The organism is Mucilaginibacter sp. (assembly GCF_041663085.1).
GTDB lineage: Bacteria > Bacteroidota > Bacteroidia > Sphingobacteriales > Sphingobacteriaceae > Mucilaginibacter.
This window is the reverse complement of the sequence record NZ_JBAZRC010000048.1, coordinates 13,555-29,049: the sequence shown is the minus strand read 5'-3', so window position 1 is coordinate 29,049 and position 15,495 is coordinate 13,555. Positions and strand designations below refer to the sequence as shown.

Annotated in this window: 14 protein-coding genes; 4 read left to right on the top strand and 10 right to left on the bottom strand. The window is 43.5% G+C overall.

The window, feature by feature from the left end; all coding sequences use genetic code 11:
* Positions 1–1,118: arginine--tRNA ligase (argS, locus tag WC615_RS11045; RefSeq protein WP_372978157.1), on the top strand; the 1,118-nt coding region annotated here is incomplete at its 5' end.
* Positions 1,119–1,241: 123 nt separating this feature from the next.
* On the opposite strand, the gene WC615_RS11040 is transcribed toward argS, so the two are convergent.
* Complete coding sequence (locus tag WC615_RS11040) at positions 1,242–1,538, bottom strand: hypothetical protein (RefSeq protein ID WP_372978156.1); 297 nt, start codon at positions 1,536–1,538, stop codon at positions 1,242–1,244.
* A 175-nt stretch (positions 1,539–1,713) separates the two neighbouring features.
* On the opposite strand from WC615_RS11040, the gene WC615_RS11035 reads away from it, so the two are divergent.
* A complete protein-coding gene (locus WC615_RS11035; protein WP_372978155.1) occupies positions 1,714–2,724 on the top strand; it encodes a hypothetical protein in 1,011 nt (336 codons plus the stop codon).
* A gap of 136 nt (positions 2,725–2,860) precedes the next feature.
* Here the strand turns inward: WC615_RS11035 and WC615_RS11030 are convergent, their stop codons facing one another.
* A complete protein-coding gene (locus WC615_RS11030; protein ID WP_372978154.1) occupies positions 2,861–3,748 on the bottom strand; it encodes a 3-hydroxybutyryl-CoA dehydrogenase in 888 nt (295 codons plus the stop codon).
* A gap of 129 nt (positions 3,749–3,877) precedes the next feature.
* Between WC615_RS11030 and WC615_RS11025 the strand changes: the two genes are divergently transcribed.
* On the top strand, positions 3,878–4,588 hold the full coding sequence (locus tag WC615_RS11025; protein WP_372978153.1) for an energy transducer TonB: 711 nt from the start codon (positions 3,878–3,880) through the stop codon (positions 4,586–4,588).
* On the opposite strand, the gene bioD is transcribed toward WC615_RS11025, so the two are convergent.
* From bioD to WC615_RS11005, 4 genes are all read right to left on the bottom strand, one after another.
* Positions 4,569–5,192, bottom strand: coding sequence for a dethiobiotin synthase (gene bioD / locus WC615_RS11020; RefSeq protein ID WP_372978152.1), 624 nt, complete (start codon positions 5,190–5,192; stop codon positions 4,569–4,571). The two genes, WC615_RS11025 and bioD, sit on opposite strands and share 20 nt — an antisense overlap.
* Complete coding sequence (locus WC615_RS11015) at positions 5,182–6,312, bottom strand: aminotransferase class I/II-fold pyridoxal phosphate-dependent enzyme (protein ID WP_372978151.1); 1,131 nt, start codon at positions 6,310–6,312, stop codon at positions 5,182–5,184. Before WC615_RS11015 ends, bioD begins: the two co-directional genes overlap by 11 nt.
* Positions 6,313–6,383: 71 nt before the next feature.
* Complete coding sequence (locus WC615_RS11010; RefSeq protein ID WP_372978150.1) at positions 6,384–6,734, bottom strand: Spy/CpxP family protein refolding chaperone; 351 nt, start codon at positions 6,732–6,734, stop codon at positions 6,384–6,386.
* Positions 6,735–6,857: 123 nt separating this feature from the next.
* Complete coding sequence (locus WC615_RS11005) at positions 6,858–7,637, bottom strand: LexA family transcriptional regulator (RefSeq protein WP_191174595.1); 780 nt, start codon at positions 7,635–7,637, stop codon at positions 6,858–6,860.
* 142 nt (positions 7,638–7,779) lie between these two features.
* Between WC615_RS11005 and WC615_RS11000 the strand changes: the two genes are divergently transcribed.
* Positions 7,780–8,082: a GIY-YIG nuclease family protein gene (locus tag WC615_RS11000; protein ID WP_372978149.1), complete on the top strand. Its 303-nt coding sequence runs from the start codon at positions 7,780–7,782 to the stop codon at positions 8,080–8,082.
* On the opposite strand, the gene msrB is transcribed toward WC615_RS11000, so the two are convergent.
* From msrB to WC615_RS10980, 4 genes are all read right to left on the bottom strand, one after another.
* Positions 8,072–8,563, bottom strand: a complete 492-nt coding sequence (gene msrB / locus WC615_RS10995) for a peptide-methionine (R)-S-oxide reductase MsrB (RefSeq protein WP_372978148.1) — start codon at positions 8,561–8,563, stop codon at positions 8,072–8,074. The two genes, WC615_RS11000 and msrB, sit on opposite strands and share 11 nt — an antisense overlap.
* 132 nt (positions 8,564–8,695) lie before the next feature.
* A complete protein-coding gene (locus WC615_RS10990) occupies positions 8,696–11,863 on the bottom strand; it encodes a peptidase MA family metallohydrolase (protein WP_372978147.1) in 3,168 nt (1,055 codons plus the stop codon).
* A 69-nt stretch (positions 11,864–11,932) separates the two neighbouring features.
* Complete coding sequence (locus WC615_RS10985; protein ID WP_372978146.1) at positions 11,933–14,263, bottom strand: penicillin-binding protein 1A; 2,331 nt, start codon at positions 14,261–14,263, stop codon at positions 11,933–11,935.
* A 292-nt stretch (positions 14,264–14,555) separates the two neighbouring features.
* A complete protein-coding gene (locus WC615_RS10980) occupies positions 14,556–15,404 on the bottom strand; it encodes an MOSC domain-containing protein (RefSeq protein WP_372978145.1) in 849 nt (282 codons plus the stop codon).
* Positions 15,405–15,495 lie beyond the last annotated feature (91 nt).

Genomic DNA, 15,495 nt, shown 5'->3' with positions numbered 1-15,495 from the left:
AGGCCAAAAAGAATGCACCGCTTATAAAAGAAGCCCAAAGCATGCTGTTGAAATGGGAGGCAGGCGACCCGGAAGTGATAAAGCTGTGGAAAACCATGAACGGCTGGGTTTACGACGGCTTTGATGTTACCTACAAAACGCTGGGCGTAAACTTTGATAAGTACTATTACGAAAGCAATACCTATTTATTAGGTAAGGATATTGTTGAAGAAGGCCTTGAAAAGGGTGTTTTCTTTAAAAAAGAGGATGGATCGGTTTGGATAGACCTGACCGCTGAAGGCCTTGACCAGAAACTGGTTTTACGTGCCGACGGTACATCTGTTTACATTACGCAGGACTTGGGTACCGCCCAGTTAAAATACGATGATTATAAGATGGACGAATCCATCTACGTAGTAGGTAACGAGCAGGATTACCACTTTAAAGTATTGTTCCTGATACTGCAAAAGTTGGGTAAAAGCTGGGCGCAGGGTTTATACCACTTATCGTACGGGATGGTAGATCTGCCGTCGGGTAAAATGAAAAGCCGCGAGGGTACGGTAGTGGATGCCGACGACCTGATGGCGGATATGTTTGATACTGCCAAAAAGCAAACAGAAGAAATGGGTAAGGTTGACGGTTTTACGGAAGAGGATAAGACTAAGCTTTACCGTACCATTGGTATGGGCGCGTTAAAATACTTCCTGCTGAAGGTTGATCCTAAGAAACGCCTGTTATTTGACCCGAATGAATCGGTAGATTTTCAAGGGCACACCGGGCCGTTCATCCAATACACGCATGCAAGGATCAAATCGGTACTAAGCAGGGCTAATTATACTACAGAAAGCAGCCAAAATGATGTTGCCGAACTGGATGGCATAGAGCGTGATCTGATTGTCACTCTGTCGAAATTCCCCGAAGTTATTACGGAAGCAGCGGCAGGGCATAGCCCGGCATTAATTGCCAACTATGTGTATGAACTGGCCAAAACTTATAACAAGTTTTACCACGAAAAACCTATTCTGCAAGCCGAGGAAGAACGGTTGAAACAATTCCGCCTGCAATTATCTGCCGCATCAGCAAAGGTCATCAGCAAAGCTATGGGTTTGCTGGGTATTGATGTACCTGAGAGGATGTAAGAAAGAGAGTCAAGAAATTTAGACATAAGAATCAAGACAGAAAAGCCCCCCGGTTATGCCAGGGGCTTTTCTCATAAATGTACTTCCTGGCTTCTTGCTTCTTATCGTCTTAAGTCTCTCAGACTACCTTCTCCAATGGCCTCTGTGCCATACATACCCACGCGGGCTGCGAGCCCAGCTGCCTTGTATATATACGCGGTTTGCACGGGCACGGGTATAATATCCATTTCTGTAAACGTAACGGTTACCGCGGTAAACCCATTCACCGGGTACCCAGTAAGCTCCGGCATAAGGGGCTACAGGGCGGACGTAAACCGGTTCAACAGGTTGTTCAACAACGTAACCCTCAGTTGCACATGATGCCAGGAACAGCGAACCAGCCATTGCTGCCATTATTCCAAATTTTGATATTGTTTTCATCTGTAATGTAGTTTTATGTAGGACAGATGGCGGAAAAAAAGGTTTAAAATGCGGAGACGGGAACGCAAAAAGAACCACTTCATTGCTTCGTACCTCGCAATGATGGGTGGGGAATTGAGCTTAATTATTCACCCCAAAATCTGTAACAAAACGCTTAATTTAGCCTCCTATAAATATGATTATCCCGCCTGTATCCATCCACAGAAACATTTGGTTTACCTTGTTAACGGCTTGCTTAATTTTAGGCGGCGGCTTATTTATTCTGCATCATGTGCCGGCAGCTAAAAAGGATATGGTAGCAACGGCGTTTTTAGGGGATATCATAATCACTTTCCCGGTTGCTTATTATTTGTTATTAATGCGACCGCTTAAACTAAAAAAACGCAGCCTTTTTTTGGTGACCAGCTGCTGCCTTGCTGTGGCTTATTTTGTTTTACCCGCTCATCAGCAAGGTTATATCGAACGGATAAAAAAGCTTACGATGTTTGCAGAACTGGGCCTGCTTATTTATGCTGTAAGCAAAATAAAACGCATAAACGCTATTTACAAACAACTAAAAGTAGCCGAGCCTTATAACCCATATCTGTTGCGTAAAAGTATGGTTGAGATACTGGGAGATAGTATCGGCATAAAATTAATGGCGTCTGAGATTGGTATGCTTAAATTAGGGTTGATGCCTTTTGGGAAAAAAGACGAGATATCACCGGCTGCTACCAGTTACAGCATTCACAAAGACGCGGGCTATATAGCCCTGTTTAGCATTTTTATGTTTGCCTGTTTTGCCGAATTGATAGGCTTACACTTACTGATAGCCCATTACAGTAACACCGCGGCGATAATTATAAGTATACTCACCGTTTACGGTATCGTTATAATAGTGGGCGACCTGGCAGCCATAATCAAAAAGCCGGTATTGGTTTTGCCAGACAAGCTGATACTAAGAACGGGTATCCGCTGGGTAGCCGACGTTGAACGGGGCAATATTTTATCTGTAGAAAAACTCAGGACGGGTTTTGAACCGGATAAAGATACTTTCAGCGGCGGAATCCTGAAAAGTAGTATCAACATCTGCTTTACATTCGCCCTACCCGTTAGCGTTGAACGGGTTTACAGCAAAACCGTATCAGTCACTAAAATAGTAATGACCGTTGATGATGCGGATAAGCTGATAGCGGAATTGAGCTAAACATTTAATTTGCTAAAGAACTCGTCATTGCGAGTACGAAGCAATCTCAAGATTATGCATGCCGCTTTGCATGTGCCATTATCTATCGGGAGATTGCTTCGTACCTCGCAATGACGCGTGGGGAAATGTAGCTGCATTAAGCAAACTTCTCCGCCACAACTAAATCCTTACTGCCCGCAGTATATTTGTAAAAGCCGCTGCCGCTTTTAACACCCAGGTGGCCTGCGGTTACCATATTTACCAACAGCGGGCATGGGGCGTATTTAGGGTTGCCAAAGCCGTTATGCAGTACTTTCAGTATTGCAAGGCAAACATCAAGGCCAATAAAATCCGCCAGTTGCAGCGGGCCCATAGGGTGGGCCATACCCAGCTTCATTACAGTATCAATCTCGTGTACGCCGGCCACGCCTTCAAACAGGGTGTAAATGGCCTCGTTTATCATCGGCATCAATATGCGGTTGGCTACAAAGCCGGGGTAATCGTTCACCTCAACAGGGTCTTTACCCAATTGGCGCGATAGCTCCATAATAGTATCAGTCACCACATCTGTAGTCGCATATCCGCGAATCACCTCCACCAGTTTCATAACCGGCACGGGGTTCATAAAGTGCATACCTATTACATTGGCCGGGTTAGCGGTAGCTGCTGCAATTTCAGTAATGGATATGGATGATGTGTTTGATGCCAGTATTACGTCGGGCTTGCAAACTTCGCTAAGCTGTTTAAACAGTTTTAGTTTTATTTCGCGGTTTTCGGTAGCGGCTTCTACAACCAGGTCGGCGTTGGCGGCGCCGTCCTTTACATCGGTATAGGTTTTTATGTTGTTTAGGGTGGCTGTTTTGGCGGCTTCGTCAATACTGCCTTTTTTTATCTGGCGGTCCAGGTTTCCGGCAATGGTTTGCAGGGCTTTTTGCAGAGCGGCATCGCTGATATCAACAAGCGATACACTGAACCCGTTTTGCGCGAAAGTATGGGCTATGCCGTTACCCATGGTACCCGAGCCTATAACTGTAATATTCTTCATCGTATAATTGGTTTTGTAAGCAAAAATGATGATCTGTTTACATTGCAAACTTAAGATTTACTATTAGGTTTGTATAACCGGATTTTAAATTAATTAAGCTGATCCACAAGATTTTTACGCGCACTACCTATGTATAATTTCCTTAAATTGGTTTTGGTATATGGTTTTATAACCATCACAACTGCGCTAAACGCACAGCAAATATTGGAGGTAAAAGGCAAGGTTGAGACCATAGAAGGAAGGCCTTTGACAAATATAACCGTATCCATCTTCGGCAAAAACTTTACTAACTGGTCTGTTGCCGTCACCGATTCGTTAGGTAACTATGTTATACCATCGGTTTATAATGGAGATACCTTGTATTTTTCGGCATTGGAGATAGAAGGGAAACGAATAATTGTGGAGGGGAATAATTATATACTCGCCAGGGTGCAGCAGGCTATTAATTATAGGCGGGGCGCTGTAGTTGAGGAGGAAATAGATTCGCTTAAAACTTATCCATCACAAAAGCGTAAACCTCGATTTTTTCACTATATCGCAATTACTCCTGCACCATTCAAAACCTGGCGAGATTTTGAAATTGAGGTAAAAAAGGAATTAAAATACCCAGCTACTGCAATTAAGAACCAAACTCAAGGCGTAGTTGTAGTAGGATTAACAATCGCAAATACAGGAGCGGTTAAAGACCTGAAAATTATAAAAGGCATTGGCAGCGGCTGCGATGAAGAAGTGCTGCGAATAATGAAATTGCATCCTAAATGGCTCCCGGGGTTAGAAAATGGCCACCCGGTTGGTGGCGAAGTAGAATACGCAGTTACATTCAGGCTGAAGGGAAAATAATGTATTCCCCGGCTGCTTTAACAGATTCCTTATCTATGGTATTCATAAATGGTAGCAGCCCTAAATGCTTTACCTGCGCATACGTTGTAATATAATCCTCGGTAGATGCATTTTCCTCGCCATTAAATAAAATACCCTTAATAGGGATGCCACGCTGTTTTAAAGCTTCTATGGATAACAATGTATGGTTAATACTGCCCAGGTAGTTTTGCGAAACCAGTATTACTTCTGCATTTAATTGTTTTATCAGGTCGATAACTAAAGCATGGTTGTTTAAAGGCACCATTAAACCACCCGCGCCTTCAATTAGTAACTGGTTATTTGTTTTTGGGGCGATAATAGTTCTTTCGTCTATTTCAATACCATCCAAAGCTGCTGATTTATGGGGCGAGTAGGGCTGGGTTAAGCGATAAGCCTCCGGGTGGAAAACGGAGGTTGTATTAGATATCAGCCTTTGCACCTTCATGGTATCAGAATTATCTAACTCGCCGGATTGTACAGGTTTCCAGTAATCGCATTTTAATTTCTCCACCAATATGGCCGATATCAGTGTTTTGCCTATATCTGTGCCAATGCCGGTAACAAATAACGGTTTATGATGCATGAATGATGTTGTTTATGGTTGATGTAAGCAGGTTAATTTCTTCGATAGTATTATAGGAGTGAAGACAAATGCGGATGCGTTCGGCACCCTGAGCCACCGTAGGGCTTAGGATAGGCCGTACATCCAGTCCTGCGGTTTGAAGCTGCTGCGCCGCAAGTTTGGCTTTAACATTACTGCCTAAAATAATACACTGTATAGCGCTATCGCTTTGTAACAAAGGGTAGGCGGGGTTGGGTTTAATTCCCTGTTTAAATAGCTTGATATTCTGTTGAAGCCGTAAAATATCGGCGCCCGAACGTGCTACAAGCTGGTAAGTTATCTTTACTGCTGCCAGCTGATGGAAAGAGGCCGCCGTAGTATAAATGAAAGATCGTGCAAAGTTTATCAGGTATTGGCGCAGTATATCGCTGCCCAATACAATGGCCCCATGGCATCCCAAAGCCTTACCAAAGGTTACCACACGGGCAAATACCTTATCCTGTAAGCCTAAATGACTAATCAATCCCTGTGGGTACAAACCTACGGCGTGTGCTTCATCCACAATTAAATGTGCGCCATATTGCTCAGTAAGAGCAATGACATCAGCAATTGGTGGCGTATCGCCGTCCATCGAGTAAACGCTTTCTATTACCACATAACAAATACCTTTAGCAGCCTTTAGTTTGCTCTCCAGGCTCTCCATATCATTATGGCGGAATGTGTACCGGTTGGCGTAGCTTAAGCGTGCACCGTCAATAATAGAGGCGTGTATCAATTCGTCGCATATAATGGTATCGCCTTTTTGTGGCAGGGATGAGAATAAGCCCACATTGGCATCATATCCCGAATTAAATAATAAACCCGATTCGGCCTGGTGAAAAGCCGCAATTTGTTTTTCCAGATCTTCCGCATAAGTTAAATTACCCGAGATTAGGCGTGAGCCCGTAGCCCCGTTTAAACTATCCGGATGGTTATCAATTTCTTTTTGAATAGCATCTTTTAAAAAAGGGGAGCGGGCAAAACCAAGGTAGTCATTAGAGCAAAAATCCACCAGTTCGCTCTGCGGTCGCAAGGCGCGGTAATTGCCAAGCTGCCTGCGCTCATCAAGTTTATCCTGCATGTATTTATCTGATGATGCCAATCGCTTTAATTTTCTGCTAAAATAAAAAAAGCGGCCTATAGCCGCTTCTTTTATTTTAGCAATACTGTTTATTACTTGTTCTGGCCACCGCCGTTTTGCATACGGGCACGTCTTTCATCCATTTCTTTTTGGTAGGCAGCTGCCTGCTCCGGTGTTAATACAGCTTTAACTTTTTCGTTAGTAGCCTGCATCATTGGGCGCATTTGTGTCCTCATGTCGCCACCTGCGTTACGCAGGCTATCCATTGATTTGGTTTGCGCATCGTAAATGGCGGTAATTTTTGTTACCTGGTCGTCGGTAAGTTTATAGGTTTCTTTCATTGCTTTAACCTTATCGGCCGTGGTCATCCTTGGGCGACCCTGCGCGTGGCTTACTGCTGATATTCCTAATACGAATAAGCAGATCATCATAATCTTTTTCATTTTTTAGTTTTTTAGTTTAACTGATGTTATGATAAAGATAACAGGGAATGGTTTAACCTGATGCACTGTAACTTAATTGTTATGTGTTATAGCTTATGTGTAACTTAAATGTTGCTGTTGGCTTTAATTCACGTCCTTGTTATTCAAATTCGCTATCGAGCGCTGCATCTGGGCCATCATACTGGTCAGGCTTTCCATAGTAGGCTCGGGCGTTGGCATTGGCATATGGGTAGATATATAGGCCTTTGCTTTCCAAACTTCCAACACATCCTCGGCGCTTATTTCGTATGGATCGTACACCGGGTTGTCTGATATCAGTTTCAGGTTACGGCCTTCTTTATATTTATTGCCTGCACGCTTGTAAACAACGCCATCATTTTTTGAGATGATGACATAAGTTTCGCCAACTTTTACATCGGCCCAGTTTTCCTGGTATTCACCTATTATAATAGTACCAGATTGCAGGGGCAGCATAGAATCGCCCTTTATCTCGAAACCACGGTAGGTGCCCTGTTTAAACATAGGCAGATATAGTTTGGGTAATTGCGATACATATTCGGGGTCGGCGTAGCCATTTAAATAACCGGCGCTGGCTTTTAGCGGCACCATCTCAATATTCTCGTTATCTTCCTTATCTACCGAAATACTTAGTATCCTGAGGTTTGCAGGATTGCCTTTTGGCTTTGGCGCCCACTTTTCGTCGATGGTTTCGTTGATGAAATCATCAATTGATATGTCAAAAAATATTGCTAATTGTTTTAGTAGTTCATATTTGGGTTCGGCACGTTCTTCTTCGTATGCGCCTACTAATGAACGTTTTATGCCTACCTGGTCGGCGAATTGCTGCTGGGTTAGCCCCTTCTTTTTGCGAAGGAATTTAATATTTTGTGAAATATTTGCCATAAAAATTTGGAATTGCTAAAATAGTTAGTATTTTTATGCTCATAAAATTAGTAATTATTTTTAAACCAGCAAAATTTTTTATCAAATGAAGAGGTTCGTTTATATAATCACAGACAGAAACAGGAAAAACTTACACGTAGGTATGTGCACAGACTTACTTAAAACCCTTAAGTTTTATGGTGAGATGCCAACTTTGTTTTTTGACAGCGCGCAGCAATTAAACCGCCTTGTTTATTTTGAAGAGATAAATACCGAAGAGCAGGCTATGGAACGCTTTAAAATGGTAAGCACCTTTACACGCCCGCAAAAAGAAAAAATGATACGCCCTGTAAACCCTGATTGGGTTGACCTTACCGCCGGTTTAAAATACGAAAGCGGTGTAAGGGTAAGACCAATATACGGCAGGCCATCAATACAACCAGCACGCAGGGCGGTTACTTTTTAACAAAAACCAAAGCGCCCGAGTTCATGCAATATCTTTTGCCGCCCCTGTCTGCAGGGCCGTCATCAAATACATGGCTAAGGTGCAAGCCGGTGCTTTTTTCAATAACCTCGTCGCGGCTCATACCAAAGCTGCTGTCGTGTACAATTTCAACCTTGTTTGGGTCTGCGGCCTTTACAAAACTTGGCCAGCCTGTGCCGCTGTCGTACTTATCGGCAGAGCTAAATAATACCTCACCGGTGGCAGCGCTTACATAAACACCTTTCTGGTGGTTATCGTAGTAAGCGTTTTTATAAGGCGGTTCGGTACCCCGGTTAACCATTATCTCGTATTGGTTTGGGGTAAGTTTCTTTTTCCACTCGGCGGCAGGTTTGCTCAACCTTCTTTTCTCCCGTGCTGTTTTATTTTGCCCGTTACTATTATCACAGCCAAAAACAGCTAATATGCTTATTGCCAGTATTGCTAAAATTGATCTTTTCATCATACTTGAATTTACGAATATCATGCCAGCATGGATGTCACTGTAAAGTCCGGATTTGACGAAAAAAGCGCCTACAAATTCCATGCGCCATCTCAAATCTCACATCTCTTCCAGATAAGTTATCGCAACTAAAACCTACCAACCCGGTGTAAAGTTCAACCCAAATACAGGTTTTTTAACATCTGTACGGTTAAACGGTATAGCATAGTATGGCTCAAGTATGATGGCTCCAAACAAATTCAGCCTTAGTGAGATACCCGCGCTTAAAGCCGGTACGCGCTGGTTGGTGTTGTAAATAGTTGTCCCATCCGGATTGGTGCCTATAACATCAGGGGCTTTTTGAAATTTTATTTGGTCGCCGCCATTCCAGGCTACACCGGCATCAAAAAACAGGTTGAGGTCGGTAAACAGAAATTTTGATTTAATGGCCGCCAGTTTCTCGGGACCGGTAAAAGGCAAACGTACTTCAAAGTTAGCCACAGCTATTCGATTACCCGACAGCTGATCGATAGTAAAACCGTTTTTATTAGCCGTACGGCCGTTGTAAAAGGTTTGCGCTTCATAACCACGGATCAGGAAGGGATAACCTACATATAGTGGGTATAGCCCCTTTGTATTATCCCCAAACCTGCCGTAACCATAAAATCTTGCAGCAAAAGTAACCGGCGCTGCGCGAATGTACTGCCTCAGGTCAACAGTAGGCGAGAAGAACCTGTATGTACCCACATTATACTCAGCCTCTAAACGGAAACGATGGCCGCCAAGAGGTACTGCAATACCCGAGTAGGAGTTGTCGCCTACTAAAGCCACGTGGCCGCTGTATACTGCGAAAGATTGCAGGTTTATGCCATAATCATCAAAAAAATCCTGGCGGGATATTTTATGTTTTTTAAAGTCAATAGCGTTGCCAATAATATTTTGGTTAACGCCGTTTGCGTCGGTTGTTGTGGTATAATCGTAATAGGTGCTGTACCTGTCAACCCGGTAGGAGTACCTGGATGCAGATGTGCCCACTTCAGCCCTTAACGAGCGCGAAATAGGGTAGGATGCAAAGGCTTGCACAGCATCTTCAAAAGTCCTTATAATATCCGTTTTTTCTTCATAAACGGGTGTTTGTTTGCCGTTAATATCAATAGTGGTAAAATCGTAACCATAATTACCCGATTGATATGGGATATGCGATATACCAAGGCCAAAATTCCAGCGGCCCTGCTGGTTAAGGTACACTACCTGCCCGCCAAAATCATATACCTCACCATTAACGGCTACCCCGGCATAGATCTGGTTACGGCCTAAAATATCTGTAAAAACGCCTTGTATGCCGCTTGATAAGCCGGCTCCATAAGTACCAATAGATGCGCCGATACCGCTGCTTGCCAAATAATCGAGCTTGAATTTTGATTTATACGGGATAGACTTAATTGAATCAAGCGGAATTTTGCGGTATGCTAAAAAGTTATTTAGGTTGGAGTTGACCAGGTCGACCCCTACAGAACGCGGCGGAGGTAGCATAGCCGCATCAAAATTAGTGGCGCCGGCCTCAACTACAGTAGGTTTAAATTCTGATGTTTTAGCTGAATAAATGGTGAATTTTTGAGCACGGTAATAGGAGTACAGCACATCGCCCTTGTTTGACAGGGTTAAGGCCGGCGAATATTCTGTAATACCACTTATCCCTGTAAACAAATTAGTCATCTGTTCAATTTTACCGTTTGCCAAAGTATAGCGATACATATTGCGAAAACCATCCCGGTTTGACAGGAAGTAGATCTGCGAGCCATCTGCCGAGTACTGCGGGTTTAGGTTGTTGGCACCGTTAAAAATATTCAGGTCTGTTATTTTGCCGGTGCCCAGATCCAATTCGGCCAGGTTAAAGGTTATTTCTTGCGATAATGATTTGTCGTAAGTAGTTCTATCCGTAGAGAAAACCACCTTTTTGCCATCCTTTGAAAAACTTGGCTGGTATTCGGTGTACTTATCATTAGTAAGTTGTTTTACGCTTTTGCTAACAAAGCTATACAGATACAGGTCGGTATGCCCTTCAGATAGCCCCTGTAAAACAATGCTTTTGCCATCAGGCGACCAGGAAAGGTTACTGAACTGCTCGGCCTTTTCCATCGAAATATCATTCAGCAGTTTACCCGATGGTACTTCAATAACCAACATCCGGTTACGGCCTTTGCTGAAAACGCTGAAAGCGAATCGTTTGCTATCCGGCGACCATGCGCCCGCTGACTCTATAAAGTTAAACTCATCAATATGAGTGTTTGATGTACTGCTGGTTAGTTTTTTAATATCGCGCCCGGTTTGTGCATCGGCCAGGTAAAGATCAATACTGAACAAGCCTTTTTGCGACAGGTAGGTGAGGAACTTCCCATCCGGGCTAACCGATGGTGCCGTAATATCGCCCCTGATCTTGGTTGTAATTAATTTACGCCCGGTTGGTACCTGTGCTGTGTCTTTTAAAAAAGGTTTATAGGTGTTTTGGATAGAGTTTTTCCATAATTGCGATAGTGTTTTATCATCATAGCCCAAGGTGCGCCTGATGCCGTATTGTACACCAAAACGTGCGGCATTTTTAAAAAACGGAACAATGACGCTATCGCCATAAGTAGAACCGAGAAACGACCAGAACGCCTGCCCGTAACGATATGGGAAATATTTGTTTGAATTGGTCAGCGCTTCAATGGTGGGGATATCATTATTCAGGTAGGCATCGCGTACCCACATGGCGGTATAAGCATCCTTTTTACCTAATGAAAGGTATTCGGCCATACCCTCAACCATCCATAGCGGTACTTCGCCGGCACGTTCATAACCTACCGAGTCGGCACCAAAAAGCATATGGTATTGAAACGCGTGTACCAATTCGTGCCCAATAACGTGGCGGGTTAGCTGGTTGGTTTCGGCAATGGGCATAATTACCCTATTCTTTAAGCTTTCGGTAACACCGCCCAAGCCAACAGATGCATCAACAAGAGTGCTTTGTTGAAAGTCGGGGTGGTTGCTGTATAAAATGATTGGATTTGGCTTGTTGAAGGTATCCCTGAAAACCTGCTGGTGCAGGGTGTACCATAGTTCGCTCTCCTGTGCGAAGCGTTTTATTGCACTATCGTTTTTTAGATAGTAGTAGATCTCGAAATGCGGGGTTTTGTAAACCTTGAACTTAAGGTTTTTATAGCGCACCTTGTTTTGCCCAAAATTTTGCGCCGTAGCCTGCCTGCCGCAAAACATAGCGGCAACAAAGCACAATAATATAAGAGGATACTTTATGGATAAATTGCAGGGGTAACGTTTATTCATATATAGCGTATTGTACAATTATGCTAATTTATATTAAATACGTACCCTAAACAAACATGGTTGCTTATTTTATTTGGTGGCCGGCGGTTTATTTTCAGGGTTCTCCTCAGGTGTGGGCACGGTTACAGGCGCGGCAGTAGTATCCATCGGCATTTCCTGTAAGCTATCTGTTGATGTTGTATCCTCCCTTATAACAGGCGACGGGCACATGTATTCCTTGGTGATCTTTACCCATGGCTTAGGGAAGGGCCCATAAGTATAGCCCGAATTTGGATCGGCATATACCTTTTCCATGAATGCCCCAAAAATAGGCAGGGCTGTATGTGAGCCTTCGCCGGTTTCTGAGTTGGTAAAATGTACGCTGCGGTCATCGGCACCCACCCATATACCTGTAACCAGGTCTTTGGTGATACCCATATACCAGCCGTCTACATAGTCGCTTGAGGTGCCGGTTTTACCGCCTATCTGGTTGTTCTTTTTCCATAAGCTTGGGTATTCCCATAAGGCCTGCGAAGTACCGCCCGGTTCTTCCATACCACCGCGGAACATATACAGCATCAGCCATGCTGTTTCTTCACTTAAAACGCGCTCTGCTTTTAAAGCAAATTCCTGTATAATGTTACCTTTTTGGTCGGTTATTTTGGTTACCAGCAGCGGGTCAACCTTTTCGCCTTTGTTAAGGAAAGTGCTGTAGGCGCGTACCATTTCATATACGGAAACATCATTTGAACCCAGGGATACCGATGGTACCGATTTTAGCGGGCTTTCGATACCTATTTTATGTGCGTATTGTACAATTTTATCCCAGCCAACGTGCTCGGTAACCTGCGCGGTAATGGAGTTTACAGATTTACCCATTGCCCAGCGTAACGACATTTCGCGGTACGAGAAGTGGAAATCGGCATTGTTGGGTTGCCAAACATCATCCTTACCGTTGTCTTTAAATTTGATAGTTACAGGCTTATCGGTAAATTTATTGCAAGGGGTAAAGCCGTTATCAAGCGCGGTAACGTAGGCAAAAGGCTTAAAGGTTGACCCTGCCTGGCGTTTGGCCTGGTTAACGTGGTCGTAATTAAAGTATTTATGATCTATCCCGCCAACCCAAACTTTAATTTTCCCGGTTGATGGTTCCATGGTCATCATACCGGTGTTTAGTATTTTGGTATAGTATTTTATAGAATCAACGCTGGAGAAGGTAGTGTCCCTGTCGCCATTCCAGGTAAATACGCTCATGCGTTTTTTCTTCTCAAAGTAGTTGTTTATCTGTACTGTATCGCCTTTGTATTTTTTGCTCAGTAGCTTGTATATCGGCAGCCTTTGCTCGGCCTTTAGTAAAAAGTCTTTTATCTCAACACCTTTACTATCGCGCCATGGGTTTTTATTACCCCAAAGATTGTTAAAGCGCTTTTGCAGCATCTTCATTTTTTGAGCAACGGCTTCCTCTGCGTATTGCTGTAGTTTCGAATCGATAGTGGTATAGATCTTTAACCCATCCTCATAAAGGTCGTAATCGTTTTGCTTGCACCATTTATCCAGCCATTTTTCAACGGCACGGCGGATGTATGAATCACCCTGGCCGGTATTATCGCGGTAGTTCAGGTTCAGATTCAGGGGTAAGGCAACATTCGCGGTGTACTCCGGCTTTTTCAGGTAACCGTATTTTTCCATCTGGCTCAACACCACGTTACGGCGCTCAAGCGATTTTTCGGGATTTGTTTTAGGGTTGTAGGTTGAGGTTGCTTTGAGCATGCCAATTAAAGTGGCGGCTTCGGCAGGGTTTACGGCGTTTGGAGATTTATTGAAATATTTTAGCGTAGCCGTTTTTATACCGAACGAGTTATTACCAAACGGAACGGTATTTAAATACATGGTAAGTATTTGCTGTTTGGTGTACTGATGCTCAATTTTATAAGCGGTTATCCACTCTTTACATTTAAAAACCACAGTGCGCAGAAGCGGAATATGCCTGATGAGCCCCTGCGATTTACGCTTACGGGTGCTGAACAGGTTTTTTGCCAGTTGTTGGGTAATGGTACTGCCACCCCGGCGGTCGCCTTTTGCGGTAGATACCAAACTGCCTATAAAGCCCAGGAAATCCACCCCGCCATGTTTGTAAAAACGCACATCTTCGGTTGCTACCAAAGCATTTATGAGGTTAGGGGAGATGCTTTTATAATCTACAGGGGAACGGTTTTCTTTGTAAAAACGACCGATAAGCTTACCATCGGCGGTGTAAACTTCGGATGATACCGACATGGTAGGGGTTTTAATATCCTCCATATCAGGCGAGTAGCCAAAAAGCCATAGAAAATTTATTTCGATGGCGCAGAAAAAGACGATAATAAAATATATAAATACGGTAAAATAGCGTAGATACCGGTTCTTTATCTCTCTGAACATTGGGTAAAGATGTAAAATTATGCGCCCAAATCATAACGGGCATTTAACAAAAGTTAACAACGCAATTTTAACAAGTAAATTTTAAGTTAAGTTGTTTGCGTGGAGAAAATTTTTGCAGATGGATTTAACCACAAAGGACACGGAGATTTTGCATGTTGTTTAACACAGAGGTCACGAAGAAGCCTCAATATTCAATTATATTTTATACTCTCTGTGCTCTTTGTATTTTTCCTTTGTGTTCTTTGTGGTAAAAAGTTAAACTGTATTACGTCGCTAAACCGTGTTTACAAAGTTAAACTGCCGAAGCACTAGTATCGTTTATAAAAAAGCGCTCTTCGGTATGGGTGGAGTGTACTTTAAGTTCATCGCCCACACTGATCACACCATTACTGTTAAAGGCCAGGTTTTGCCCGAACAGGATCTTGGCGCCTTTACGACGGTAGCCCGCAAGTGTTTTAAGCGGTTCTTTACCTTTCGCGACGGTTTTCTGGTCGATAGTGGTCATTACACAACGGGCGCAAAGTTTTACGCCATACATATCAACCCCGTTAATGGTAATGTGGTTCATCTGGTCTTCGCTATAGGGCTTACCACCTGTAAATACAATGTTCGGCCTAAATCGGTTCATAGGGAGTTTCTCCAATAAACGGCTGTTCAGGTCATCCAGCGACGCTTGTCCTATCAGCAATGCCGGGTAAGCATCCGCAAAAGAGGCGATAGTGCCTTGGGTAGTATATCTCGGGTCGGCCTCGCGATGGGTTTTATCCGGCATGTAAATCAGTCGGGTAGGGATGCCCAATTTTACAGTAAACCAGGCATCAACAGCATCGCTAACCAGTTGGCCGGTGCAGGTATCATCCCAGATTGTTACTTCAAGCAGGTCGTGCTTTAACGGTAAAAACGGAATACTTATGCTTGAGCCATCGGTAGTATAAGTAACTTTTAACGCATCGGCTAAAACTTCGAGCTTAAACAAGGCCATTTGCGCATGTTCGCGTTGCGACAGGAATCGGTTATTGTCATCTATCAGCATCCAGCGGCGGTCGTGTTGCAGGCCGCGGTCGGTTAGTTGCGCGGTTGTAAGCGCAATGCCACCTAACGATTTTATGGGGTAAATAAACAGCTGGCTAACGGTAAACATAACACAAAAGTAATGCTTTGGCAGATGATTTTTAAACCCATTTATAATTGTTTAAAATACAGTTGATTTATTGGCTATTAATTAATAGTAT

Excerpts from the sequence above, each read along its gene's own strand:
- WC615_RS11010 (WP_372978150.1), bottom strand. The coding sequence starts at position 6,734 with ATGAAAAAGATTATGATGATCTGCTTATTCGTATTAGGAATATCAGCA.
- WC615_RS10985 (WP_372978146.1), bottom strand. The coding sequence starts at position 14,263 with ATGTTCAGAGAGATAAAGAACCGGTATCTACGCTATTTTACCGTATTT.
- WC615_RS11030 (WP_372978154.1), bottom strand. The coding sequence starts at position 3,748 with ATGAAGAATATTACAGTTATAGGCTCGGGTACCATGGGTAACGGCATA.
- WC615_RS11035 (WP_372978155.1), top strand. The coding sequence starts at position 1,714 with ATGATTATCCCGCCTGTATCCATCCACAGAAACATTTGGTTTACCTTG.
- msrB (WP_372978148.1), bottom strand. The coding sequence starts at position 8,563 with ATGATGAAAAGATCAATTTTAGCAATACTGGCAATAAGCATATTAGCT.
- WC615_RS11040 (WP_372978156.1), bottom strand. The coding sequence starts at position 1,538 with ATGAAAACAATATCAAAATTTGGAATAATGGCAGCAATGGCTGGTTCG.
- WC615_RS10980 (WP_372978145.1), bottom strand. The coding sequence starts at position 15,404 with ATGTTTACCGTTAGCCAGCTGTTTATTTACCCCATAAAATCGTTAGGT.
- bioD (WP_372978152.1), bottom strand. The coding sequence starts at position 5,192 with ATGCATCATAAACCGTTATTTGTTACCGGCATTGGCACAGATATAGGC.
- WC615_RS11025 (WP_372978153.1), top strand. The coding sequence starts at position 3,878 with ATGTATAATTTCCTTAAATTGGTTTTGGTATATGGTTTTATAACCATC.
- WC615_RS10990 (WP_372978147.1), bottom strand. The coding sequence starts at position 11,863 with ATGAATAAACGTTACCCCTGCAATTTATCCATAAAGTATCCTCTTATA.
- WC615_RS11005 (WP_191174595.1), bottom strand. The coding sequence starts at position 7,637 with ATGGCAAATATTTCACAAAATATTAAATTCCTTCGCAAAAAGAAGGGG.
- WC615_RS11000 (WP_372978149.1), top strand. The coding sequence starts at position 7,780 with ATGTGCACAGACTTACTTAAAACCCTTAAGTTTTATGGTGAGATGCCA.